At 37.5% G+C, this 24,570-nt stretch carries 21 protein-coding genes; 12 read left to right on the forward strand and 9 right to left on the reverse strand.

The genetic code is table 11. The features are described from left to right. Positions 1–41 precede the first annotated feature (41 nt). Complete coding sequence (locus BI291_RS18340) at positions 42–1,274, reverse strand: cytochrome c (protein ID WP_074499598.1); 1,233 nt, start codon at positions 1,272–1,274, stop codon at positions 42–44. A gap of 195 nt (positions 1,275–1,469) precedes the next feature. On the opposite strand from BI291_RS18340, the gene yihA reads away from it, so the two are divergent. The 3 genes from yihA (at position 1,470) to BI291_RS15100 (ending at position 3,660) form a co-directional block, all read left to right on the forward strand. Further along, positions 1,470–2,105 (forward strand): ribosome biogenesis GTP-binding protein YihA/YsxC, encoded by a 636-nt coding sequence (gene yihA / locus BI291_RS15090; protein WP_074499599.1) that lies wholly within the window; start codon positions 1,470–1,472, stop codon positions 2,103–2,105. Positions 2,106–3,184: 1,079 nt separating this feature from the next. Then, positions 3,185–3,412: a hypothetical protein gene (locus BI291_RS15095; protein WP_074499600.1), complete on the forward strand. Its 228-nt coding sequence runs from the start codon at positions 3,185–3,187 to the stop codon at positions 3,410–3,412. Positions 3,413–3,444: 32 nt separating this feature from the next. Continuing rightward, entirely contained in the window at positions 3,445–3,660 is a 216-nt protein-coding gene (locus BI291_RS15100) for a hypothetical protein (RefSeq protein ID WP_139302635.1), read from the forward strand. Positions 3,661–3,718: 58 nt separating this feature from the next. Here BI291_RS15100 and BI291_RS15105 read toward each other — a convergent pair whose 3' ends face one another. Then, positions 3,719–3,991: a hypothetical protein gene (locus tag BI291_RS15105; RefSeq protein WP_217693841.1), complete on the reverse strand. Its 273-nt coding sequence runs from the start codon at positions 3,989–3,991 to the stop codon at positions 3,719–3,721. A gap of 423 nt (positions 3,992–4,414) precedes the next feature. On the opposite strand from BI291_RS15105, the gene BI291_RS15110 reads away from it, so the two are divergent. Continuing rightward, on the forward strand, positions 4,415–5,728 hold the full coding sequence (locus BI291_RS15110; RefSeq protein WP_217693842.1) for an AAA family ATPase: 1,314 nt from the start codon (positions 4,415–4,417) through the stop codon (positions 5,726–5,728). A 477-nt stretch (positions 5,729–6,205) separates the two neighbouring features. On the opposite strand, the gene BI291_RS15120 is transcribed toward BI291_RS15110, so the two are convergent. The 5 genes from BI291_RS15120 to BI291_RS15140 are packed head-to-tail and all read right to left on the reverse strand — an operon-like array spanning position 6,206 to position 11,596. Further along, complete coding sequence (locus tag BI291_RS15120) at positions 6,206–6,418, reverse strand: MbcA/ParS/Xre antitoxin family protein (RefSeq protein WP_074499604.1); 213 nt, start codon at positions 6,416–6,418, stop codon at positions 6,206–6,208. Positions 6,419–6,443: 25 nt separating this feature from the next. After that, entirely contained in the window at positions 6,444–8,126 is a 1,683-nt protein-coding gene (locus tag BI291_RS15125) for a TniQ family protein (RefSeq protein WP_074499605.1), read from the reverse strand. Continuing rightward, on the reverse strand, positions 8,126–9,082 hold the full coding sequence (locus BI291_RS15130; protein WP_074499606.1) for a TniB family NTP-binding protein: 957 nt from the start codon (positions 9,080–9,082) through the stop codon (positions 8,126–8,128). The genes BI291_RS15125 and BI291_RS15130 overlap by 1 nt, the downstream gene beginning before the upstream one ends. Before the next feature lie 16 nt (positions 9,083–9,098). Beyond that, positions 9,099–10,967, reverse strand: a complete 1,869-nt coding sequence (locus tag BI291_RS15135; RefSeq protein ID WP_083602099.1) for a DNA-binding domain-containing protein — start codon at positions 10,965–10,967, stop codon at positions 9,099–9,101. After that, entirely contained in the window at positions 10,967–11,596 is a 630-nt protein-coding gene (locus BI291_RS15140; RefSeq protein WP_074499608.1) for a hypothetical protein, read from the reverse strand. The genes BI291_RS15135 and BI291_RS15140 overlap by 1 nt, the downstream gene beginning before the upstream one ends. Before the next feature lie 417 nt (positions 11,597–12,013). On the opposite strand from BI291_RS15140, the gene BI291_RS15145 reads away from it, so the two are divergent. The 6 genes from BI291_RS15145 (at position 12,014) to BI291_RS18450 (ending at position 20,433) form a co-directional block, all read left to right on the forward strand. Then, the gene (locus BI291_RS15145) at positions 12,014–12,814 is read left to right on the forward strand and encodes a hypothetical protein (protein WP_074499609.1); all 801 of its coding nucleotides are present in this window, start codon (positions 12,014–12,016) and stop codon (positions 12,812–12,814) included. A 250-nt stretch (positions 12,815–13,064) separates the two neighbouring features. Beyond that, entirely contained in the window at positions 13,065–13,790 is a 726-nt protein-coding gene (locus BI291_RS15150; protein WP_074499610.1) for an NYN domain-containing protein, read from the forward strand. After that, positions 13,790–14,572 carry a hypothetical protein gene (locus BI291_RS15155; protein ID WP_074499611.1) on the forward strand — a complete coding sequence of 261 codons (783 nt, stop codon included), beginning with the start codon at positions 13,790–13,792 and terminating at the stop codon, positions 14,570–14,572. The genes BI291_RS15150 and BI291_RS15155 overlap by 1 nt, the downstream gene beginning before the upstream one ends. A gap of 97 nt (positions 14,573–14,669) precedes the next feature. Next, complete coding sequence (locus BI291_RS15160) at positions 14,670–15,323, forward strand: hypothetical protein (RefSeq protein WP_074499612.1); 654 nt, start codon at positions 14,670–14,672, stop codon at positions 15,321–15,323. Positions 15,324–15,331: 8 nt separating this feature from the next. Beyond that, positions 15,332–16,345, forward strand: a complete 1,014-nt coding sequence (locus tag BI291_RS15165) for a ComEC/Rec2 family competence protein (RefSeq protein WP_074499613.1) — start codon at positions 15,332–15,334, stop codon at positions 16,343–16,345. Between the two features lie 17 nt (positions 16,346–16,362). Then, positions 16,363–20,433, forward strand: coding sequence for a hypothetical protein (locus BI291_RS18450; protein ID WP_175573138.1), 4,071 nt, complete (start codon positions 16,363–16,365; stop codon positions 20,431–20,433). A 355-nt stretch (positions 20,434–20,788) separates the two neighbouring features. Here the strand turns inward: BI291_RS18450 and BI291_RS15175 are convergent, their stop codons facing one another. Beyond that, complete coding sequence (locus tag BI291_RS15175) at positions 20,789–21,325, reverse strand: dihydrofolate reductase family protein (protein ID WP_074499615.1); 537 nt, start codon at positions 21,323–21,325, stop codon at positions 20,789–20,791. Between the two features lie 89 nt (positions 21,326–21,414). On the opposite strand from BI291_RS15175, the gene BI291_RS15180 reads away from it, so the two are divergent. Further along, positions 21,415–21,996 (forward strand): TetR/AcrR family transcriptional regulator, encoded by a 582-nt coding sequence (locus BI291_RS15180; RefSeq protein WP_074499616.1) that lies wholly within the window; start codon positions 21,415–21,417, stop codon positions 21,994–21,996. 343 nt (positions 21,997–22,339) lie between these two features. Here BI291_RS15180 and BI291_RS15185 read toward each other — a convergent pair whose 3' ends face one another. Next, entirely contained in the window at positions 22,340–23,806 is a 1,467-nt protein-coding gene (locus BI291_RS15185) for a glutathione synthase (RefSeq protein ID WP_074499617.1), read from the reverse strand. Between the two features lie 382 nt (positions 23,807–24,188). Here BI291_RS15185 and BI291_RS15190 point away from each other — a divergent pair, with 382 nt between their 5' ends. Continuing rightward, positions 24,189–24,479 (forward strand): helix-turn-helix transcriptional regulator, encoded by a 291-nt coding sequence (locus tag BI291_RS15190; protein ID WP_074499618.1) that lies wholly within the window; start codon positions 24,189–24,191, stop codon positions 24,477–24,479. Positions 24,480–24,570: the final 91 nt, after the last annotated feature.

The following is a 24,570-nucleotide window of genomic DNA, read 5'->3' on the forward strand; positions in this document are numbered from 1 at the left end:
AAAAAGCAGCGATGACGCTGCTTTTTAAGAGATGTTAATTATTATTTTAATGTAGACATATAATTAGCAAGTGCTGATATATCTGCATCAGAAAGCTTGCTGGCAATATCTTGCATCATGCCGTTTTTATCGTTAGCACGAGTACCAGAACGGAAGGCTTGAAGCTGGGCTTTTAAATAGCCCGGATGCTGGCCGCCAACAGCAGGGAAGCTAGCACTGTCCATACCACCACCATTGACAGAGTGGCACGCGATACAGGCTGTAATGCCTCGCTCAGCATCACCGCCAACGTAAAGCTCTTTACCAAAAGCATCTGCATCGCCTGCAACAGGCTTTAACTTTTGTGAAGCGTAATATGCAGCAACGTTTTGCATATCTTCTTCACTTAACGCGCCAACCATACCGGCCATAATTGCGTTATCACGAACGCCTGATTTAAATTCTTTCAACTGTTTGTAAAGGTAAGCTTCACCTTGTCCAGCAATTGAAGGATACATTGCATTAGTTGAGTTACCGTCTGCATTATGACAAGCAATACACGTTGCAGATTTTTCTTTACCTAATTTTGCATCACCAACAAATGATTTGACGGCTACTTTACCTGTAGACGCTTTTACTTCACCTACCGCAGCAGTGTCTGCAAAATAAGCGCCTAGGTTAGCAATATCTTCGGTAGATAAGTTTGCTGTCACTTGATTCATTGACGCGTTATGACGCGCATTGTCTTTGAAGTTTTTTAATTGCTTTTCAATGTATTCAGGGTGCTGATTAGATAAGTTAGGGTTAATCAACACTTTGCTGTTACCGTCTTTACCATGACAAGTGATACATGCTGTAATACCACGTTCTGCATCACCATGCTCATATAAGGCTTTACCGGCACTAGCATTTGGTTGATATTCCGGTACTGGAGCAGCTGCTGTTTGGGTTGTGCTTTCATCACCTCCCCCTGCAGGAGCAGAGCCGTCTATGCCAAAGGCTGAATAATACGCGGCTAAATCAGCCATGTCTTGCTCAGATAAATTTGCTGCCATTGGTGACATTAATTGATCGTTACGATCACCAGCCTTAAACGCTTTTAACTGTTTCACGATATAATCAGCGTGCTGACCCGCTAAGTTTGGGTAGCTGTCTGCGGTACCCATACCGTTACTACCATGACAAGCTGCACAAACAGCTGCTTTTGTTTTTCCTGATTGGGCGTCACCCGCAAAGGCATAAGCCTGAGCCATCATGCCCAACCCGATGACCATTGAAAATAAAACGTTTTTCATGGATTGCTCTCTGTTTCATATTGCGCTTGATTCATAGCCAATCAAGCATCGTTGTTAGTTTTTTAATTATCGCGGCATTTTACACGAAACCAAAGGCTTTTTAAGCCTGTGTGAGAAAAAAACGCTAAAAAAAGTAAGGTTTTCACTAATTTTTTTCAAAAACAGATATAATAGGCCCATTACTAAAGATTAAAGATGGAAACGGTTTTGTCTACTTTTGCAGTTAATTTAAATAAAGCATCCTTTGTGATCAGTGCGCCTGATATTCGAAAACTTCCAGAAGATACCGGTATTGAAGTTGCGTTTGCAGGGCGTTCTAATGCAGGTAAATCAAGCGCATTAAACACGTTAACACGCCAGAAAAGTTTAGCACGTATCAGTAAAACGCCAGGTCGCACTCAATTAATTAACGTGTTTGAAGTTGAAGAACAGTTACGACTTGTAGATTTACCAGGGTATGGTTTTGCAAAAGTACCGCTCGAAATGAAAAAAAAGTGGCAAAAAGCGTTAGGTGAATACCTAGAAAAGCGTGAAAGCTTACAAGGCTTGGTGGTATTAATGGATATTCGCCACCCACTAAAAGACTTAGATCGTGATCTAATTGAATGGGCGGTAGACAGTGAACTACCTGTATTAGCGTTGTTAACCAAATCAGATAAGTTATCTCAAGGAAAGGCGAGCGCAGAAGTATTAAAAGTTAAGAAAACCCTACAACCCCTTGGCGGCGACATTAAGGTGCAAGCCTTTTCGTCATTGAAAAAAACAGGTGTTGATCAAGCAACCCAAGTGATTTGCCAATGGATGGACCCAGAAAAACTGATTGAAGCATAAATCACGATGCTCTATTAAGTACTACTTAAACTCAGGTTTGTATAATATCAATGCTATAAACGCATTGCTTATGCAAAGCTGAGGTTACTCAATAGAGAAACTCCTTTTCAAACAAACCTATCATCCCTTACCGTAGTCAAATTTTAGCATTATTGTAATTTTACGGGTAAACGCTGTAATTATTAAGGAAATTTAAACAGTCATTTTTAGGCAAAAAAAAACCGAAGATGAATCATCTTCGGCTTGATAGCTTTGGGGAAAGCTAGAATATAAAATTTTTACAACAGGTGTTCGCTAGGAACAAAACTGATTATAGAGTATCCACTCTATAAAAGTAAAGTGTTTACTCTAAAATATTTGAGTTTATACAATGATGTTATATTTATGTAATGTGTGGATCGTCAGAAATTATGAGAATTCTTGTATGGTAGTTCTTGCGCTGTAGCCAAATTTTGAAAAAATGGTAAAGATTATTGCGTCAGTAGCGGTAAGAAAATTATAAAAAATTCCAAAAATTATCAGAAAATTTATAACACAAAGTCACAGTATCTCTTGCCTGATATATTGGCATGTTCTTTCTTCTAATAAAAGGAGGTTTTTTCAAATATAAAAGATGTTATGAGGTAAGTGAGTCTTTTTGTGTAAAACGGTTACTTTTACATTTTGAATAAAGTTAAAAGCTATAGTTTGCTGCTTGATTAGCTGCTATCTCGCTTTCCCATTCTTAACACGTGATCTTCCATTCTCATACAATAAGTATTTACGCCTTAAATGTATTTAAGAGTAGTTAATGGCATTGTATCTAGCTAAAAAGTGATTCATAAACTTCTACCTTGTGAATCAAAAAACAGCATGTTTTGATTCACAAGATTGGGAATTAAGAAATGAGTAGGAATTATTTTGTTATGTATTTTGTCTGCTGCGCTTATACCTAGCATCCGCTCCGTTGCTAGGCACCAATATCATTCCCGCCTAATGATCCTATAATGACTGTTTCGTGCCATAAGGAGAAATTCAAGAAATTGAAGTATAATTAAAGCTAAACGTTGAATCGACACGCTGTAAACATAGGTTAAATTATGATTGTAACTGTTGGTAAAAACGGGGCTATTCCTTTGCCCCCTGACGAAGATTTCAATGAAGAAAACAAATTAAAAATTGGTGACATTTTGCAATGTACACTTATGAAAGATAAACGCTCGATTAAGCTTGAAAAGTTTTCAGATCAATCTTTAAATGATGAAGAAATTAAAGCTCACGGCTATTTATGTCGTGTAGAAGAACTTAACCCCAAAGATTTTGAGTAATTTATTCTGATCTTTCCGAAAATATGTATGTTATGACTATCAGATCGATAAAATCAATTAACTCAAAACAAGACTTAGAAAATGCACTCAAGCGTGTAGATAAGCTGTGGGACGTTGCGGAACCTAACACTCCTGAAGGAGAAGAGCTTGTTATAATTACGCAATTAATCGAAGATTACGAGTTAGCAAACATTGTTTCTCAAAGGGTAGATCAAGAAGAAATAGAAGTTAATATAGATGATTTATAAGGGGCTTGATATCGCATACAGCCCATTTCTGCCTCGTGCCATAAGGCGACTTTCGTCATTAACAATTATCATTAAATTTTGGCCACCTGTTATAGCCTATACTTGGGTTATTAGATTGATACATTTTTATATATTCAACCTCTTTATCCGACAATTCAGAGTCTGTGCAAGTGGCTGACTCCCACAATATTTCTTTTCGTACTGAATAGTCTTTTTGCTGTTCGATAGGTAGTTTTCTAAAATCTTCATCAACTACTTTTTTTGATGGACTACCGAAATATCTAAAACTCTCATAGGCAAGTTTACCTATATAAATTTTGTTAGTTGCCAAGTATGTTATTTTATATATCTGCTTCATTGTTAACGATATAAACTTATTATTTTCATTAATGTCAGCATAACTTATCTATGGTTTAAAAATAAACGAATAAATCTCGGTAAAGTGCCAATAGCGGACGGTGAACCCTGATTGTGAATCATTAAGTTTGGAAACAAAAAACAACCGATAATACAACTCTTGGGTTGCTCTTAAGGTGTTGTTTTTTAGGGTTTTTGTTATTTATCACGTCACTTATTCTGTGATACTATTTACAAAGTTAAAAGGAGTGGGAATAACCAACTTTTGACCTACTTTTAAACAAAACAGTTCTATTATTGTCTTTTTAATTTACATTTAATTCTGTATTATTTTTATTAGAGCATAATCTTTAGTGCACTTTTTTTACTAAATTACTGATTTTTAACGGAGTAAATATTGGCTAACACGTACGACATAAGCGACATATTTAACGGACAAAGTGTACCCAGTAACACTTACGTAGCCCAAGATGATGGAAAGCATGAATTTTCACTTCGCCAAAGCATAAAAGAAAAAGGAACGCTTTGCCTTATTACAGGCTCCTCTAAAACTGGTAAAACTACTTTATATCGTAAAGTACTAAAATCAATAGATAAAGTACCTTTAGTAGTTAGGTGTGATGGAACTGTTAATTCAGAAGAATTTTGGGCTCGACTCCTAGAAGAAGTTGATTTTAGTCGGCTTAAAGAAGTTCAAAAAGGCGATGCTACGGAATCGTCAGGTGAAGCGAAAATTGGAGGTAGCATAGGTTGGCCTTGGCTAGCTGGCCTTATCGGTGAAGCGAAACTAGGCATTAAGAACACTAAATCAGAAATAGAGATTCGAGAAAAAATTTTAGCTAAACCTTCCCCTTCACACTTAGTTCCGCTCCTACAGAATTCTAATGCTATATTGGTTGTTGAAGATTTTCATTACCTCACTGAAAAAGTTCAAGAACATATATTCCAACAATGGAAGACTTTCACAGATCATGAGGTATCTGTTATTGTTGTCGGAACGACTCATCACGGCGTAGATCTAGCACATGCAAATTCAGATTTGGTTGGGAGAATTCAACAAATTGATTTAAAAAGGTGGTCTACTGATGATCTAAAAAAGATATCTATTAAGGGGTTTCAGAAACTTAAAATAGCGCCATCTGTAAGTGTATTAAATTTAATTGCAAAAGAGTCTTCAGGGTTACCTATAATCACTCAACAAGCTTGTGCTCAATTATTTATTGATAAACGTATCGAGCATTTTAAACATGGCACTGTAATTGAATTTACTAGGCAATGCGCATTTAAAGCTCTACACAACGTGGCAATCAGTCGATACAAACAGTTTGACTCATGGTATTTAAGATTAACAAAAGGGCCACGTAAGAAAGCAAGAAAATTCAATACTTATGAAATCATATTAATGATATTTACTTTAGATCCACTGAAGTTTGAATTAAGCCGTGAAGAAATAGATTCAAGGATACAAGAACTTTCTTTGGAAGAGGGTAAAACCCCACCCGCAGCGTCAATCAATAGTACGTTATCAGCTTTACAAAAGTTTCAAGAAAATAACGGTTTTAGATTATTAGAGTGGAGTAAAAGAGATCAAACTATATTCGTGTTAGAGCCGTCATTTTTGTTCTTTATCAGGTGGAGAAAGCAGAGAACAAGCCTGCCAAACATCTTTGAGACAATTCGGGAAATTGTTGATATGTTTATTAAGGATTAGTTTAGATGTGTGATTAATAGACATCTAAATTGACACTAAGTAACCTAGATACTTGTATACCTACGCTAAATGTCCGTAGTTCGCTATTAGCAGCCCCTTATGGCTAAATAATAATTACCGCAGGATAATGGTCAAGACGGTTAAAAAACTATTCTGAATAATTGCTTGTAAACTCTAGTTCGTATTTATTGAGTAAAAATTTAAGGTTGTGATTTGCCAATAGTATAAAGGTGGGTATGCCTGTTTTATTGTCATATTCGATAGTAATGATTTCGACTTTCAAATCGTTGCAACGGCCATATTTGTTAAGCTCCGCAAGAAGGCGGTTAGCTGTGAAAACGTAACAGTCTTGCATACGGAAATGAGTATGGTTGATAATATTTAAGTACTTGCTCTCGGCATAGTTTTGTAGGTGTTGTGCAAGTAACATAGCTATCTGTTTTTAGTATTATTAGATTGATTTTCGATAACAATAACTCAAGAAAAATCTCCTGTTTTTATCCGATACAATAGATCTTCTACGGCAGACTCATCGTCTGCCAAAACATCGATAGGGGCTTTATTGCCTAGTTGAATACGAGGTGACTTTAGCCAACGAAGAGCAACGTCCTCTTTTTTAAATACCTCCAAAAGAGATGAATGTATTTTAGGGTGGCGAGCAAGTATTGTTGCTAAATCATCATTTTTCATTTTAATACTCCAATTAAGGTCTGGATTACGCGGCTTCTAGGAAGAGCTCTAGCTGTTCTTGAATCTGCCAAGCATAGTTTGTTTGCTCGTGCAGTATATTTTCCAATACAGGAGTTCTGAGATAGATAAACGGTGACATTGCTGCAAGTACGCCTTTCACTTGAAGCGTATTAATTACTTTTTGCTCTGAAAGGTGATGCTGACTCGCCCACTGCTCAATACAGATATAGTTTGTTAAAAAAGCGGCTACAGATGCACCGGTATAATCGTGAGTAAATGGTTTAACTGTTACCTCTTTTAGCAACCCTATAGCCCCGAGTCGTTTAACTCGATGACGTGGCAGCTTTAAGATACTTGACGCTCTTGTCAGTGAAATAACGCTTGAGCTCTGAAGGTGGACTGTTTCTAAATGATTCATCAATACGTCTTCACTTATCATTATGGCGTCTAGCAATTTTTCAGCTGCTCTATCGATAAAAATAGGAAGCTTGTATTGGTATATTTCTACCACAATTTCTTCCGGACTTAACATGTAAACATCAAGCAAGTCGCTTACCTGCTCAAGCTTTACCGTTTCATATGACTTAGCGACGCACTGAGCTTTCGTTTGTTCGATAAAGTCACGAATATCAATAAAGCTATATCGACCTCGACCAACAGGTGTGACGGATGATATAGAAGGCACCTTAAACAGTGCTCTCGCCAGTGTTACATCGCCGCCTAATAAGTGAGCAAAGGCATTTTGGTCAATGTGATGAATAAGTTGCTGGTTCGCCTCAACTTGATTTAGGCTGCTGACTGCCTTATTTCTTGCATTGCATGGAGTAATGTCATGACACATCAATAGGTTGTTTGTAGGGCTCGTATTAGCCAGCGTTGGATTAAATGCGTGCACTAACCATTGTAGTTTCAGTGTTTCCTGCATGGTCTTTAAAGGGTAAAAGACAGCGCCTGAGCTGATAACGGCGTATGTTTGTCTTTGGTCAATCAATGACTGGCACCACTGTTCAATGAAGCTTTTATCCGTTAGTAGCGCATATCCTTGGCTACATAGTTTTTCCCAATCCAGATTAAGATGAGGGAGTTGTTTGATACCATGATGCACGGAGTCATATGGACGTAACGCTCGCATAGCGGCAGTTAACAAGTCTTCTAGGTAGTCAGCTCGTTTATCGCCAGATAACCCATGAAAATGTTCAATAAAATTCGGTACTTTCCCTTGCGGCATAATTGCCGCGATTTCATGCCATGGGGTATCGCAATGACTACATCCAAAATTTAATAAATCCTCATCCCAGCGCAGTGCCTCTCCACAGCAAGGGCAATGTGAAATCAGGCCTTTGTGGTGCTTGTGACAATGTGTGATTGGATAGAGTTGCCAATGAGCGTCCGTATGACTTTGTTGTATCATGCAATCAGGGCACACTTGGGGGGTGCGCTGCGTTATTGCATTATGCCCTAATTGCTTACCGCCCTCATGAGTACTTTGCTGAACCGGTGCAAATGATTCTACCGTGCAGGTGTTTGTAAGCTGACAGGCAAATGTCACGAGGCTATCCTCAGTGCTTGTCATGTTTATCGCTTTTGTATCCTGAAACTCTCTGAAAATGCGATTACTAAGCTCATAATCATTGGCTACAGCTAAGCGAATAAGAAAGCTGCGAATGCTTTCATTCTCTATAGGATAAAGTTCGGTCATTAACGTCATTATGCGGCATCCTTATTGTGAGAAATTAGTTGTGTGGTAATTGCCATTTCGATGGTTGACATTGTGGTATCGAATGGGTTGAAACCTAGCTTGTTTTTAGGCTGAAATACCTCAAATGCACTTGCCAGTGTTTTTTGGGTAATAGCATGTCTTGAGCCTGCAATTTCTATAGCTTCTTTAAATAACGGTGTTAAGTTACCGAATAGGCCTTTAGTGGCAATGTGCAATCGTTTAAGCATGTTGTCTGTGCAAAGGTTTGCTTTGCAGCCTAACGCTTGCTGATACATCTCAATTAAACTTTGCCAGTTGGCGGTACCCACTGCATATGATGTGATACGGTGAAGCTTTCTGTTGCGGCGCTGCAACTGCTTTTCCGCTTTAAACTTAGCTTTGCCAGTCAACAACTCAGCCGCTGAATCGATACCGACACAAATGACTGGAATTCCAGCGCCGTCTTCATCATCCATGAGTGCTTTAATTGCATCAGCAGCATGTTGAGCGCTTACGCTCGATGTTTCTCGAACTAAATGCTGAGCTTCATCGATGATAATTAACTCGGTCTGGCAGGTTATAAGGCGAGAAATTAGTCGTGATTGAATTTCCTCTTCACTGCCAGTAATTCGCTTCAGCCCCGTAAGCTTTCGATAAAGTCGCTGTATCATGGCTTTAGATGTCGATTTCTCTGGCAAGTTAACGTACAGAATAGGCACTATTTTTTGTAATTCTGTTTGATAAGGTGGCGATAATTCAGCGTAGCCTCTTGCTATGTGCGATTTACCAGCGCCTGACTCACCCGTAAGATACATGCCTTGAATGCAACTTGTATGACGAGTTGCGCGGCAAGCATCAAATGCTCTCCTGACGATTTCAATATCAGGTGTTCTCATTTTTTGCGCCAAAAATGCATGTGTCTCATCAAGCAGTTTAGGTGAGTCATTGGGTAGCAGTTTAGCCATAGTATTTGTCTCCTCGTTATTCCAAGCCAAAGCCAGTTGCGGATTCGCGTTCTTCATCGGTGATTGTTGTGTGCTGCTCAAAGTCAGTCTCCATGTCAGTTTGTGTGTTTTGTGATATTTCGTTTTCGCGCACTAGGGAGTCACTTGGTACCAAGGTGCCATTGGCGCGTTTTTGCTTAATTTCATTCTTAATTTGTTGAACGGTTTTACTCACAGGTAAGTCTTCTTCGTTGACGTTAAGCATGTGTGAGCTGAGCTTTGTAAAACTAATGTCCCGTTCAATGCCCCTAACATTGGGCACTTCGATAAGTTGGCCGTCAGGTAACACGACGGTGATGGCCGAAGCATCGAAATCATCAATCATGACTTCCATCGGCAAAGAGCTTTTCTTGGTATTACAAACAGCTTGGTTAAATACCATTTTTAATTCTTCACTGTGAAAGCGTTGGCCCCTGTGAGATACGCCATGTGTAGAGGTACAAGTTAGTTTCTTCAAACTGCCTCTAATTTTTAGGCGGTCGTCAAAATCACCAATGGTCATGACTTCATCAAGATGAGCATGTTTTTGCCACATCTGATAAGGGGTGTAGTTATTGATGCCGCGATTTGGCGTATGGTGATATTCATCTTGGATATAAGCATCAAAAAGCTCAATAAACTCTGTTACGGTCAACGTCGCGGCTTGTTTGAGCGTGTGTTCTGGAACGACTTCTTTGTCACGTTTACCAAGATAACCTGATAGCTTAGAAAAGAATTTTTTACGCCAAGTACGATACATTCGTTCTACATGCGGCTTTTCTTCAGGATGACGAGAACGACAATAAGTGACATCTGAGCCAATAGCGTTCATGAACTTTCGAGTCATTTCCGCACGAAATCCAGGCCCATTATCAAAGACATAAGTCATTGCGATACCCCCCATTGGGTACCTTAAAGGATCCGGTTTTATGCGCATTGAATGTGACAAAGAATGAATGACAAGTGCCGCTGATTCGGCGGGTTTTTTAGCAACTTGAACGGTATATCCAAGACAAGCGCGTGTCGCAACATCGATAATCGCAAAAATAACCACTTTCCCTGCATATGTACCATCGTCATTTAACAAACCAATATTAAAATCAGCGGCATCACATTCAGCTAATTCAAGCGGCATAGTGACGTTGTACGCTTTGCTTGCTATACGGTTTTCTCTGTCTGCGTGTTTTTTGCCATACCGAGCACAATCGACTTCGTATTTTGATAATCGCTGAATAAATCGGGAAAAAGTGGATTTGCTCGGCATTTTAAAGTCAGCAAAAGCGCGTCCTTTTCCTTTGAAAGCACGCTTAAAGTGTTCATATGCAGAATTAATTGTGGGTCTGCTAGGCTTTAAGTAGTAACGTCTAACTATCTTGCCCATGAGCTCTTTAACTTCCGGTGGCATTCGCTGATCTTGACTGTTGCCATGTACCACTTGTAACGCCATATCGCGACCGTCATTTAGCCAAAGTCTGTACCAGGCATAGACTGTTTTCACTGATGGTTTTGTAGGGTGTGTTTCTTGTATTTTGTCGTAGACTTTATTGACTAAGCCGTTAGATAACCCTTTAGTAGGGTGTAGCTCTTTAAAGGCCAAAAAAGCGTCGCAATAAGCACTTCTGCGGTCACACTCAAGCTGTTGCTTCTCTGTCAATTCCACGATGCATCGAATATCAATCGGCTTTTCAATCATATGAAAACAGCCATCATTGGCAGCTTGATAAATCTCATGCGGGGCAAAGTTTTCAAAGCTTTTATCACCAAATTTGATCAAGATAACTTCATTGTCGATATGTTTAATCGTACCTTGACGACCGCCAAGTTTAACGTCTTGTCCTGTTGCTAATGCGAGTGCTTGGTTCATCATTATTCTCCTGTTGCCGTTAAAATGGTTTGTTCATTAAGGACTAGTTGATAATCAAAAATAAAAACTTGATGCCCTAGCAATGAAAATGCGTATTTTGTTTGTAGTTCAATGGATTGAATGTAGGCCTTAAGCTCGCCAAAAGACGTCGTTTTGCCAAGGGCTTTAAATAAGTCACTCAAGTTAATTTTCGAGATATTTAAGCGACGAAAGTGGTGGATTTTTTTAAGATTTTCAGTGGTGTGTCCGGCGTAAACTTGTTCATCTGTGATGTAAGAAATTTTGGTACCTTTCACTTCATCAAAAAGGGCGCTTAAGTGATTAAATCGTGCTTTAGCGCGTGCAGAACGCGTAAAAAGTGCCGGTTTGGTTTCTCGAAGTTCACTACCTTGAGCGGTGATGATTTCTAAATCTGGTGTGTACCAACGTCTCACGCCTTTATCATCAATATACTCATAGCGAGCAGGCTGCTCTTTGTAAGAAATTACGTTTTGTTGATACTCGTAATAGCGCTGAGTATTGCGCTCTAACTGGCTTTCTCCCCAAAGGTATTCCGGTCGATCTACTTGATACGTTCGGAACAGCGTTACCTGTCTATCTGAGCGGAATTTTGCAAGTCTTTTTACTTTCATCAGTAACTGTCTCGTCAAAAAAAATTCTTTTAATTGGCTCTGTTTGATTTTTCATTTCATATCCTCAAAAAATTTCATCCTTGAGGTATGGAACATTTATCTACATTTTACAAGTAAAATACTGTTAAATATCAACAACTTAATATAGCAATAAATAATTATCTGTCAGCTAAAGTGCTTTCAAATCAAACGGTTCATCATTTCTGTCAAAGTGTTTTAATAAATAACGCTTCTTAAAACACAGTGGCTTATGCTTAAATACTTGGGAGTTTTGGGACTGACCGGACAACTTATTGAGCTATTTTTGGACATTTATCACTAAAACCTTTGGTATCTATGAAAGGTTCGTGCGAGTTCATTGGGATAACCGGACAACTATTATTAGGTTTTTGATGTGTAATGAATTACGAGGGCTATATGGAAAACGTAGATGACTTTATGGAAGAGTACCTAAAAACGTCTTTTAGAGATGCGTTATTAGAAAAAATGCATGAGCCTAAAATAAAAAGCATCATCCGAACTATTGTCCATAAAAGGTTAGGAAGCTTTCCTGAATATACTTGTGAATGGGAAACAGCCGAAAAGTGTACTAGTGATATTTTACGAATTGTCGATGAGCAGTTTTTGAAAACAGGCTCATACGCCAATAGAGAGCGGTTCAAAAATCAAAAGCTTATTAATCACCAAACTAAAAAAGATTACGTTGAGTCCTATCTGTTTACGGCGGTTCATACCTATTGCACCGCCAAGCAAGTGAAATGTAATCAGGGTAGAAAGGAAATACGTGATGAACATGGCAATATAATTCAAACAGCGAAAAAACGAGGCAAAGCAGCCCGTGCGGCTGATGGAAACGACAAATTAGAGCTAGCCGTCCTGAGTGAATCTTTCGGATTATCATCCATCAGTGATGAAGTCATAGAGAAAACGACAGAATACCTTAAAAAACTTCATTTAAATGAAAAAGAGATCCGTTGCTTTTGGGATAGGATGGACGGTCAAACGTTTGTAGAAATGGCCGATGAATACCAAGAAAGCAATGCGTCAAAAGAAAAGAGCATGCCAGATTTATATCGTAAACGTTATCAGCGCTTATTGAAAAAGATTGGTACCAAGAAAAATAAAGTCTTCGATCTTATGACTCGTGATTCTCATCATTCAGGCAATCAGGCTTTGGGTAACGGCGGCTTCTTTGTTTCAAATGATGAAACTGGTTAGTTAGTAAAAGTAACTCATCCAATGTCATGTTGCTATAGATGCTACTATTTGAATCCCAGTGTCTATCTTGGCTCGCAAAATCTAGCTGATAATTGGTTGATTTCTTCATTTTTGCCTCCCCAAACACCCCTGTTAACAAGTCTAGTTCATTTGATTAGAAACAATAAATGAGACGAAATCAGTTGATATCTCAGTTGGTTATGTCATTAATATGCAATACGGTTTTGTCTAACGAAAAAGGATTTTAGGCATGAAAGACAAGGAAAAAATCGCTCTATTTATCGATGCTGATAATGCTCCTGCCAGTAAAATTGATGTCATTCTCTCTGAACTAGCCCGTTATGGTGTAGTTAATATTCGTAAAGCCTACGGCAACTGGAAAAGCCCATGTATTCAACCTTGGGAAGATGTTTTACACGAATATGCTATCCAGCCCATTCAACAATTTGATTTAACCAAAGGCAAAAATGCTACTGACATTGCTTTGGTTATAGATGCTATGGATACCCTATATACCAAAGATGTCGACACCATTTGTTTAGTTTCATCTGATTGTGATTTTACTCCACTTGTTACGCGAGCACTTGCAGATGGCAAGTTTGTCATTGGTTTTGGTGAACGAAAAGCGCCAACTGCATTCGTAAATAGCTGTTCAAAGTTCCTGTATCTTGACGATATCGAGACAGAAGAAAAGCCAATACAAAAACGAAAGCCAAGTATTAAAAGTGATACTAGGTTGATGAATATGCTTCGTCAGGCAATAGAAGCATCTGAAGAAGAAGATGGTTGGGCACAGTTAGGCCCTATCGGCAAACACATTTCAAATCATGCGTCTTTTGACCAGCGAAATTACGGCTTTAAAAAACTTAGCGATTTATTTGCTGCAATTGATTTGTTTGAAATGAAGCAAACTCATGGCTCAGCAACATGGGTAAGGGATAAGAAAAAGGTAAAACATAAGGAAGCTAGTCAATAATGATGTTTGGAATTGATGTAAAAGTTATTGCGGCATTAATCGCACTGTTTGGGGTTCTGATAGCCTCAGCTTTAAGTGCAGGAGCTTATTTTTATAAAGTGAGAGCTGAGGCAAAAAAGAGCGCCCGAAAGTCACTCTATTACTTACTAGAAATTAGGTACTTTATTCTGACTTCACTGTTTAACCCGGATAAGGAAACTGCATTATACATTGAACATTACTCCGAACACCTTACCGAAAAAGGCATTAAGCTTTCAAAAAGTGACTTTGACGATGTGCTTGTTGATTTAATTCGTGGGTACTTTGAGAGCATCGTTTCGACCGTAAAAATTAAGGCAGAAGCTGACTTAATAAAACCCTATGAAGAATCACTTTTGGAGCTTGCTGGCGTTAATCCAGTTTTATCATACAGCCTCAAGGGCAAGGAAACTCTAGCAAAGCTAATTAGCCAAGCGAGTCAGTATAGTACGTCCGTTCCTAACAATATTGAGTTACCAAAAGGGATGGAGTGGATGAATGATCTTGTTGTTGAAATTTCCAATGATATGTCGGAAAAATCAACAGAGGACTCTATAGCTCAATTGGAAGACGATATTTTGGCTCTTTCTAAAACTTGTGGCTCCAAAACACATAAAAACACCAAAATCGTGCTGGAAAACCGTTTGACCTTAAAAAACAAAGATATGTTTATTGAACTTGATTCTTATATGGATCAAGTAATTGATAAAATGGTGTCAGCATATAAGAATCAACTATCTGAAACTAAGCTCCAAAAAAACTAGATCATTGTGGTAAAAAACGGGAATCTGGTTTGCTAATAGAATTTACAGTAAAGTTGTTTTAATTAATTGATCTTATTAAAAGGTATAGAGGATTGGAATGTCTCATCAACAAGTGAATTTTGAACAGCCGGAAGAAGAATTGGACTCAACCTCATCTATTTTTGAAATTCCGGGTGTATTGAAGCTTGCGGTAACACTATTTTCATTAGCGATAATTACCATCTGTATTTGCCTAACTCATCAATATATTGGTGCACCAAAACAATATGCTTCGCCAAAAGACCTTGGATTAAGCTCAATATTTCTTTTTTCGATTGTAGCTTTATTTGTTGTATGGATACCCTGGGGTAAAATGGGAATTCGTATTTCAAAAATTGGAGGAATTGAGTTCAAGGAAATAGTACAAGAACAAGCTTCAGAGCATGCTGAAGAATTAAGTTATTTAGAAGATCGAATTGAGTCTTTGGAGGCTCATATTAGAAATCATGATGGAATAACTGAACTTACAGAAAGTTTTCAAGAACCGCAGCTTAGGGAGCAATTAATTAAATTCCTAACCAAATATAACAAATGGGCATTTTCCCCTTCCAGGATTAAGGCGTGGGGTTCTCAGCAACAAGGGTTTTCCGGGCTTTCTTCTTATGAACACCCGTTTATAAGGAGCACTTTGCAAAAGATGGTCTCCGAAAAGTTGCTCGAAACTAGAATTAGTAAGAAGGGCAATACGCTATATCGTATTGCTGTTAGTTAGATTTATCTATGACGTTAACTATTACCAGCTTCCAAGCAAAATATGGCGATGCTTTTCTTGTCGAAGAGCCTGATAGCAGTGTAAGCTTTTTAGTGGATTGTGGCTTCAAGCTAACTTATAAAAACCATATCAAGAAAAGAATTAATTCTGTAAATTTCATAATATTAACGCATTCTGATGAAGATCATATTAATGGCGCTTTTCCTTTAATTAATGACTATCCTGAAAAATTTTCTTTAGACAAAGTCTACGTAAACTCTCCTGAATCGATACCTGCTCCTAGAACTAATGGCGATATTTCGATAAGGCAAGCCAAAGATCTAATGACTTTGCTTAAAGAAAAAGAAATACCATTTGAAGGACTAATCCAAGGGCAGACTATTAATCTTTCTAATGAGCTATCTCTAGACATTATTTCTCCAACTAAAACTGAGTTAGATTCTTATTATGAGAAATATAACAGCCAAGTTGGCACCACACTTCAGATCACTCACGAGACCGATATATCACAAAACGTAACAACTAAAACTATTGTAGAGTGGGCTAAACAGCCAGATTCATTCCCTAGAACGTCGGATGATGTAGCTAATGCAAGCTCCATTGCTTTCGTCCTCAATTTTAGAAATAAAAAAGTGCTTTTTTTAGCTGATTCGCATCCTGAAGTTATTACCAACTATCTAATCAAACAAGGCTATTGCCAAAAGAAAAAAGTAGAGTTCGATTACATTAAGTTATCTCATCACGGTAGTGCAAAAAGCATATCAAAGAAGCTAATAAGTATGATTAGTTGTAATAATTATATAATTAGCACCAATGGTGGTAAGGCGAGGAGCAAGCACCCTAGTGTTGAGACTATTGCAAAGCTGGCCATTCTCGTTGATAGGAATGGAAAAAGTGAAATTAATTTTTACTTTAATCATTCTGTTGCCTCAATAGAGGCAAGAAATGGCCCTTTGCTGACTGCAAAGGAACGAACTCTGTACCTGATAAATTACATAGAACAAAATGAGATTAGACTTTAATGAACCACCTTACATTTATGCCCCGTACTACGGTTCAAATTTTTAAAGAGTCACGTTATCAAGGCAGTGCTGTGCTCGTCAAAGTTAAGAACAAGTTTTATGTTCTAACCGCTGCACATGTAGCATTTGGTAAAGAATGTAATCTTTACACTGATGCTCTTAGTTCAAGTTTAACTTACAAATCAGAATCAATAGGGGAGCTAACTTTTGTTAGACAACTTGGGAATCTAGATATATACAAAACACACGACATTTTGGCTGTCGAAGTTAAAGCTAATTGTGAAAGCTTTCCTGATATTCATTTTACTAGTGATACAAATAACCCTAAATTGGAATTTATATTTAGAGGAAGTGCTAAATCTGAAAGTGGCAAAATATACTCAGTAAAGCCATGCATCAAAAATGGAATTAGTGGAAAAGATATTCATTTAGAGATCCCTGTTAAAGATTACACTGATTTTGAAGGTGAAGCTGGTGCAGTGGTCTTACAGGGATTCTCCGGTAGCGGAGTGTTTATACATGACGACAACTCAAGCGAGGCTTTTTTAACATCAATAGTGAAGTCTGTAAGCGCCGATAATTTTGTTGGCGTTAATTGTACCTGTATATCTTTATATAAAGAGTACTTGATACCTGAAATTAGTTTATTTGATAAGCTTCAATCGTCACACAATCAGCTCACTAATGGGCTACATCAATATATTACTGAGAGCAATACTCCGGATATAGAAGCTTTGTCGCATTCAATTGCCCAAAACGTTATCTCTAAGATTGTACCCGAAGACTTTTCTGCTAACTCAGACTTGGTTATATCACGTATATCTACTTTCAGTTCAATCCAAGATGTTCCGTTACCTACAGCAATCGCATCAAGAACTAATTTAATTGATAGTATTACCTATTCTCTTAATGAATATGGGACGGCATGGTTGTATGGTTCTGCTGGAGTCGGAAAAACAGTAGCAGCGAAAATGGCAGCTAAGAATATAGGTGGAAGTTGGTTTGGAGTGAATTTAAGAGGGTTAGATTCACAAGAAGTTTGCCAAATACTAGCTAGCCCATTAGTTAGTCCGGGAAACCAAGAAATTAGAGGCATTTTATTAGATGATTTCGATTACACATGCGATTCTATTATTTACGAGAAATTAATTAGCCTTCAAAATTCTTGTCGAGATGCAAATATCTATCTGGTTTTTACATCATCGAAATCAATTGACGAAGATTTCCTCTTTTCTACTAACCTTCCGCCAGAAGTTGAACAAAAAGTTGATGACTTTACGGAAATAGATATTAAAGAAATTTTGTTAACCTTTGGTGTGACTGAAGATTATTGGGTACGATATATACATATGTCTTCAGGGGGAGGGCATCCTCAGCTAGTAATTGCAATGATTCAAAGTATGAGGAAGAACAAATGGAGTCTAGAAGAATTCCGAACCTTAAACTCACTGTTACAACAAAATGAAGCAATAGAGAAAGTTAAAAAGAAAACAAGAGAGCGTTTGCTTCGTGAACTTCCTTCAAATGCGAGAAAGCTAGTCGAGCGAATATCTGTAATTACAGGTAGATTTGATAGGCACCTTGTTCTTGATTTAGCTTTATTATCTCCAAAAATAGAAGACGCTGGGATTACCTTCGACCATCTAATAGGCTCCTGGATAGATCAACATGAATTAGATCGTTTTTCTTTATCTCCCTTACTATCTAATTTAGCCGTTGCAACTTTAACTGAGGCGCAGCGAAAACAAATCCAGTACGAAATTGCAGACTCTATACTACGCACAAAAGTAATTGACCCAATTACAATGAGTACCGCATTCATAGCTGCGTTTGCAGGTGAAAATAATGGAGCGCTAGCAATTTTATGCTACCCAGTTCTTACTACTGAGCTCAGTGAACTTCAAATCATTGCTCCACATTTAATAACGTGGACACTTTTTCGAACAGACGATTCAATTTATGCACATGATTCGAATATAAATATTATGCTGAGAGGCGCACAGTTAATACTTTTAACGTGTTTTGAAGACAAAAAAGACAAGTATATAGAAGCGTTTAATCGTTTTGAAATAGAATCTGATAACTCAGATGCTAAAGAGGTTGGTAGCTCAATATTAGTACGCATAATGATATACTCAAAGCTACTGTTATCTCATCCAAAATTTGGAAACTTACCAAATTGGTATTCAGTAGCTGCAAAGCTCAATGATCTATTAAAACGAAAAGAAGAATTACTTCCAGCGTCAATACCTCATAAGGAAATACCGACAAAAGTTGAAGGTATATCTGCTGTAGGTTTTTTGATCATTAATCAAATCCATCAAATTGAAACGATAGATGCACTAATCCCGTTATTCGAGTTTGTTGATACTTTAGATTCAGGAACAAGAGGGGAACTATTCGAAACAATAGAGCAAATTGATTTTGGTGTAGACGTTTTTGTCAGGGGGGCATGGTTAAATGAATATAAAAGAGAAACCATTGATTGCGAGAAGCATTCAGCCATATTCTCGGAACTAGAGCTTTTTGCAAACAAGTGGGAGTATAAGGAGCTTGCCTCAGTTTGTGTACAATTCGCTGCTATAATTTGGGATGAATCGGGAGGCCAAAAAGAGAAAGCTCTTGAGGTCATCGATTTAGGCATAAAGAAATATGGAAGCTCAAATGTTTGCTTAATAAGAGCGAAAGCAAAAGTGCTATTTAGAGCGAAAGATTTTGCTGAAAGTCTTCTTCTGTCAAATCAACTGACTGATTCGAATGCATCACTGACCAATGTGGATAAAGTATTTTTTTATCGCGACGCAGCAATATGTGCAGAGAATGAAAAGAGATATTCATTAGCAAGGAAGTATTATTTACTTGGGGTATCAGCTTGCAGAGAAAAGGTTCTAGTCGAAAATAAACCGATGCAAATAGGATTTCAAGCCGATGCTGCCCTAGCAAGTTGGCATAATGGTAATAAGGAAGAATGTATCCAAGATCTAGCAAATGTGCTGCTAGAACTTAAAAAACTAGATCCTAAGACCTCTTTGCAAGCAGCTCATTGCCATGCAATATCCCACCATATTTTACATATTTTATTGTGGCTTGAACAAGAAGCAACAGGTAAAAAGAAGTTTATCTCTGCTGAAGAAGCCGTCTCAATATATCCTGGAATTGTTAGCAATCCTGAGCCTAGTAAGGACATAGATAAAAAAGAGTTAACTCCTATAGAAATGGCTTGGTACATGCTTGCTTCTTTAGAGAATTATTGTTCATTAGATTTGGGAGTGTCGATAAAACTTAATGAAAACTTACCCAATGGTCCAATAGCGGAAGGCGAGTTTTTATTAGAATCTTCTATACTTGAGAGGGCAATCAAAAAACCAGATGGTGAGTTGCTAATAAATGCTTTGAGGGGTTTTGTTTCAGGTCTAATTTACGTTTCAACTAAACGTGATATAAGTAATAGAAATGAATCAATAGAACCAAATTTCACATATCAGTCATTACCAGAAGCAACAAGCGAAGATTTTGAACGTTTAAGTGATATGGTTGAGCACAACTTACTTGCCTTTGTTATCAGTTGTTCGTTACAAAACAAATGGGAAGAAGTTGATAAATTCGTAAAACAAATCTCAATACAACCAATAACAGTTATTCGAACAGAGTTAATTGGTATATTGGAAGGCAAGGATTTAAATACGACTGATGCGATAGCTAACAACACCAAATTATTTATGAGGTTTCGTCATTATCAAAATTTAAGTCCTATTTACGTAATCATTGGGATATTTCAACGCACCTTATTCGCTATTCAGGCTGGTATCGATATAAGGCAATCACATTTAATAGCTAGGCTTGCATTTGAATCACTAAAAGGTAATTGGTTAGCCTTTTGGGCGCAACAAAGACATTTACTAAAAGATCCCGAGCATCATTTTACCAATATTAATAAAGCGTTATCTGTGAGGGGCTACTCATGGGACGAATATGTTTTGAATCTAATGAAAGCAATTTTACCTACATTAGATGTACCGGATGAGCCTGAAGTCGAAAGTTCTTTGAATGGATTGCTATCAAAAGTTCAAAGCAACAAGAAATTGTAATCTCTTTTTCTGAGCGCAAACCTAAATATTCTGCATGGTCACATTGAGTGTTCAAAAATGAAAGAGCTAATTTTACTTTTTGATTACAGTCTTAAGCAATATGCGCAGCCACGGTTGTAAATTTAATGTGGAATTTTCTGGTCGTGTGACCCATTTCTGATAATTTGTGACGATCCACAAATGTGTAACTGCCCATAATACTTGAGATTGCCAATCACTGAATGAGAATTAGCCCATCTAACATTTACTTTGATACGATACTGGACATTCTCCCCGCAGATATAAATATGCATGGTTTTGACAATAAACATTACCAATTCATCGTTAGAGTTTCGAGCTGCTGTTTAGTTGAAAATTATGATCTAAGTCGTTTAAAACGGTTTTGGCTAATACCATTAGAAAACACTTCTGAATCAGTGCATATAAACTCAAGAGTATTTTCTTGTTGAGCAAATAGTGGAATACCACCACCTAACAGAACGGGAATAGTGGTAATTATGATTTCATCTATCAAATCTTCTTTTAGAAAGTTCTGAATTGTAACACCGCCGTCAATATACAAATTTTCATAGCCCTTACCTTTTAATTCTTCAGTTAATTTTCTTAAATCCCCATTTACCAAAGAAACTTTGTCTTCATAGCCTTTTGCTACAGCATTAAGTGTATTACTAAGAACGAATACTGGCTTTGAATACGGCCAATCACAATCTAGTGTTAACACTAATTCTAATGTATTACGCCCCATGACTAAGGCATCAATACTTTCCATATGTTTAACAAACCCCATATCTAAGTTATCAGGGTTAGGAATTGCATGCAGCCATTCAACTTCATTGTTTTTATCTGCGATGTAGCCATCAATACTTGTTGCTATAAATACAATATTAGTCATAGTTACCTCTTACATTGATCTAAGATTAATTTCAAAATATTCTACACTGTAGAATTAATTTGTAAACCAACATAAACTGAATAAATAAAATGACGATAAAAAAAAGAGGCCGACCTCAAAAAGAATCAAAGGCATTAAGCAAAGAAGTGATAATAGAAACAGCTAAGAAGCTGATGATAAGTGGCGGAAAAATACCAAGCATTAGATCATTATCTGCGGAACTCAATGTTGATGCGATGGCTATTTACTATTACTTTAAAAATAAAAGTGAATTGCTAGAAGAGCTAACAACATCCCTAATTTCTGAGATATATCAACCGCAAAAAGATTTAGAATGGGAGGTAGAGCTACGCAAGCTTTCAAAGAGCTACATTGTACTTCTATACAAGTATGATGGTCTGTTGCAAACTTTACTGTCTATGAAGTCAGCAAGTCCAGCTAACGTTTTTATTAATAGATTTAAAATCATTATGAACAAGCTGAATATGAGTACGTCCATAGAAAATGTTTCGTTAAACTTACTCGCAGATTACTTACATGGCTTCTCTATTTCAATGAGTTGTGATACCACAGGTAAGTTAACCGTTGATGATATTGACGAATCTCTTGATATTATTTTCACTGGAATAAATGCTTATATAGCCAATAGAAAAGATAATTTAACACCGTGACTTAAGTTTAATTGATTATCTCCTATGCGTTTACACCGGTCTAACGGTCGAGCAGAAAATCTTGGCTAATATTGCCGTAAATATGCTCCTGAATTTACAAAAGCTAGCTAATGTCGGCTATTTGTGAACATTAAGATTGCTGACTGAATATCAGGTATCATGATTAAAAAACAGAGAAATCGATAAAATCTCATTTGTTTTAGTCATTCACATAAACTACTTCAATATGAGATAGTCCCAAACATTATGCTTAGTCACACGTTATTTAAGCAAGTTTGTAAAATAATTGTTCATCCGTCTAAGTGGCCGTTAGCAATCCCATACAATGAAAGAAATATCGCTATTAGTAGATAAGTACTAAAGAATCTAAAATACCTTGACCGCTATGAATGCCACCTTCATTTTCATTAGCTGGCTTGCTTCGAATTAGGTATCCAGCATAACCATTCAGCTTTGTGACAGGTTTCCCATCAAAATAGGCTGTAAATAGGCCTATCTCACTAACTAAGTTATCTACTCTTATCGGTTTACTATCTCTTATTGCAACTGTGGGTATGTCACGCTCATGGGGAAATAAACGCTGCATAAATGTCCATGCATCGTAATCTTGCGGTTTTAGTTGTTCTAATTTTTCACTGATATCATCACCAAAAATACAATGCCCGCCACCTTCTCCTTGGTTTTTGAGCACCCATTGCTGTTTAGTTGCTTGCGTGTTAAACCAAGCGATTGTTGCTTGGTTGAGTGGTTTCATTTCGGCAAAAACGCTTTTTACTAATGTTCCTTCTTCTAGTGTCAGCCCCCAGCGAGTATAATCTTGGGGTAACATCAAACTAAGTTGCATTTGCATGGCTTTACTTGTTGCTAACTGCTGGCCAAATGTCGCATTAACTGCCACACGGTGTTGTTCAATGAACAACCTTGTTTGACTTAATGATTGACAACACATTTTTTCATCTTGCTCTGGTGTATAATAATCGTTGCACTGATAACCTGTTCGCAGATAGACCACATCAATTGCTCCAACCCCTGTTAACATCAACCGTTGATTTCTCCCTGTATAAAGTTCTTTGTGTAATTGCTTAAAAGTCCGCCTTACCGTTTGTAAACCAAGCTGTTGCAAAGCTACCTCTAGCAAATGTTGGTCATAAACGTTGTCTTCATTTTCTTGGATCACCATTAAAAAGATTGGCTTTTGAGCTTTTTCTTCCTCAGCAAAAGAGGCTTTAACGCTGTTTGCCGCTGCTGAAATTCCGTAAGCTAGCTGCTCTAGGCCTTTATTATCTGCTGGCGTAAATTTATCTGTTTCTAACCACCGCTGATATACACCTGTCCATTGACTATTAAGATATGCATGAAGCTCTGTCGCTCGTTGCCCAAAAGGTGCCATACCTGCGGCTATGCCATTGAACTCTATTACTTTTACTCCATGAGTTATATCACTCATAAAGTCAGTGCGCATTAGTAGCAAAGGTTTTCTTGCGGGTTTAATTCGGTTATCAATTTTGCCATGCGCCTGTTGATGTAAAGAAAGAATACGTGCAAAAAATGCATCTGCTTTTGCCAGATCAGCAAGCGAAGTTTGTAAAAAATCATGATCTTCAGAGATGTTGTTGATCAATTTAGTCATAATTGGCGTTATGTTACATAACCTTTCGAACACTTCATTATTCATTGCGATAGGAGCAATGCTCAATGGACAATGTTTGGCTGTATTATCAGCCTGACGAAATGCTACGCCATGCATAATTGCCCACTGAGTAATGTCGTCAATCATCTGTTGTGGAATTAAAGGATTGGCATTACTCATCTTGGTAACTCCTATTAAGGTTATTAAGTTATTTAAAACAGACATGGATATAAGAAACTATCACCAGCGATTACCAATAGGGTTACAGCTAAAAATGCTGAAATTATTCGGTTGTTGAAAATAGACTATAATTGCACGATTTCAGTGATACTTGCCCTTGCGCTACCAATAATTAATACCATTATTGCGTTAAGTCTCATACCGTTAACGCAATGGCCAAAAAGATAAATATGCTTAAAACATCAAGCGCCATATCTTGTGTGATATCGATAATATCGGCAATTATTCTATAATTCTAGTTTTGTCGAATTATAGGTTGGTTTGTATACTTGTCAATATATTTCTAGTAATATCGAAGTATAAATTCTTCGAAGAGACGATGATGAACATAGAAACCATAGCCAAAGCATTAAAAGAGCTAGGCCACCCAACAAGATTAGCTGTTTTCAAACGATTGGTTAAAGCGGGTCGGCAAGGTATTCCGGTTGGGGTTGTTCAAGAAGAACTAAACGTGCCAGGGTCTACCTTATCACATCATCTTTCTGGCTTAACATCTGCAGGATTGATTAAACAACGACGGGAAGGAAGAACGTTATTCTGTGTTGTTGAGTATGAAAAACTGCTTTCTGTAATTTCATTTTTACGAAATGAATGTTGTGCGGATGAGCAATAAGGGGAAATATCAACAAAACAATCATAATTTTTTTGAATAATACGCGGGTTAGGTTCGCTATCACATGCTACTTAATAGGGTGATTTTTTTT

The sequence above is a fragment of the Thalassotalea sp. PP2-459 genome, from assembly GCF_001913705.1.
Classification (GTDB): Bacteria; Pseudomonadota; Gammaproteobacteria; order Enterobacterales; family Alteromonadaceae; genus Thalassotalea_C; species Thalassotalea_C hakodatensis.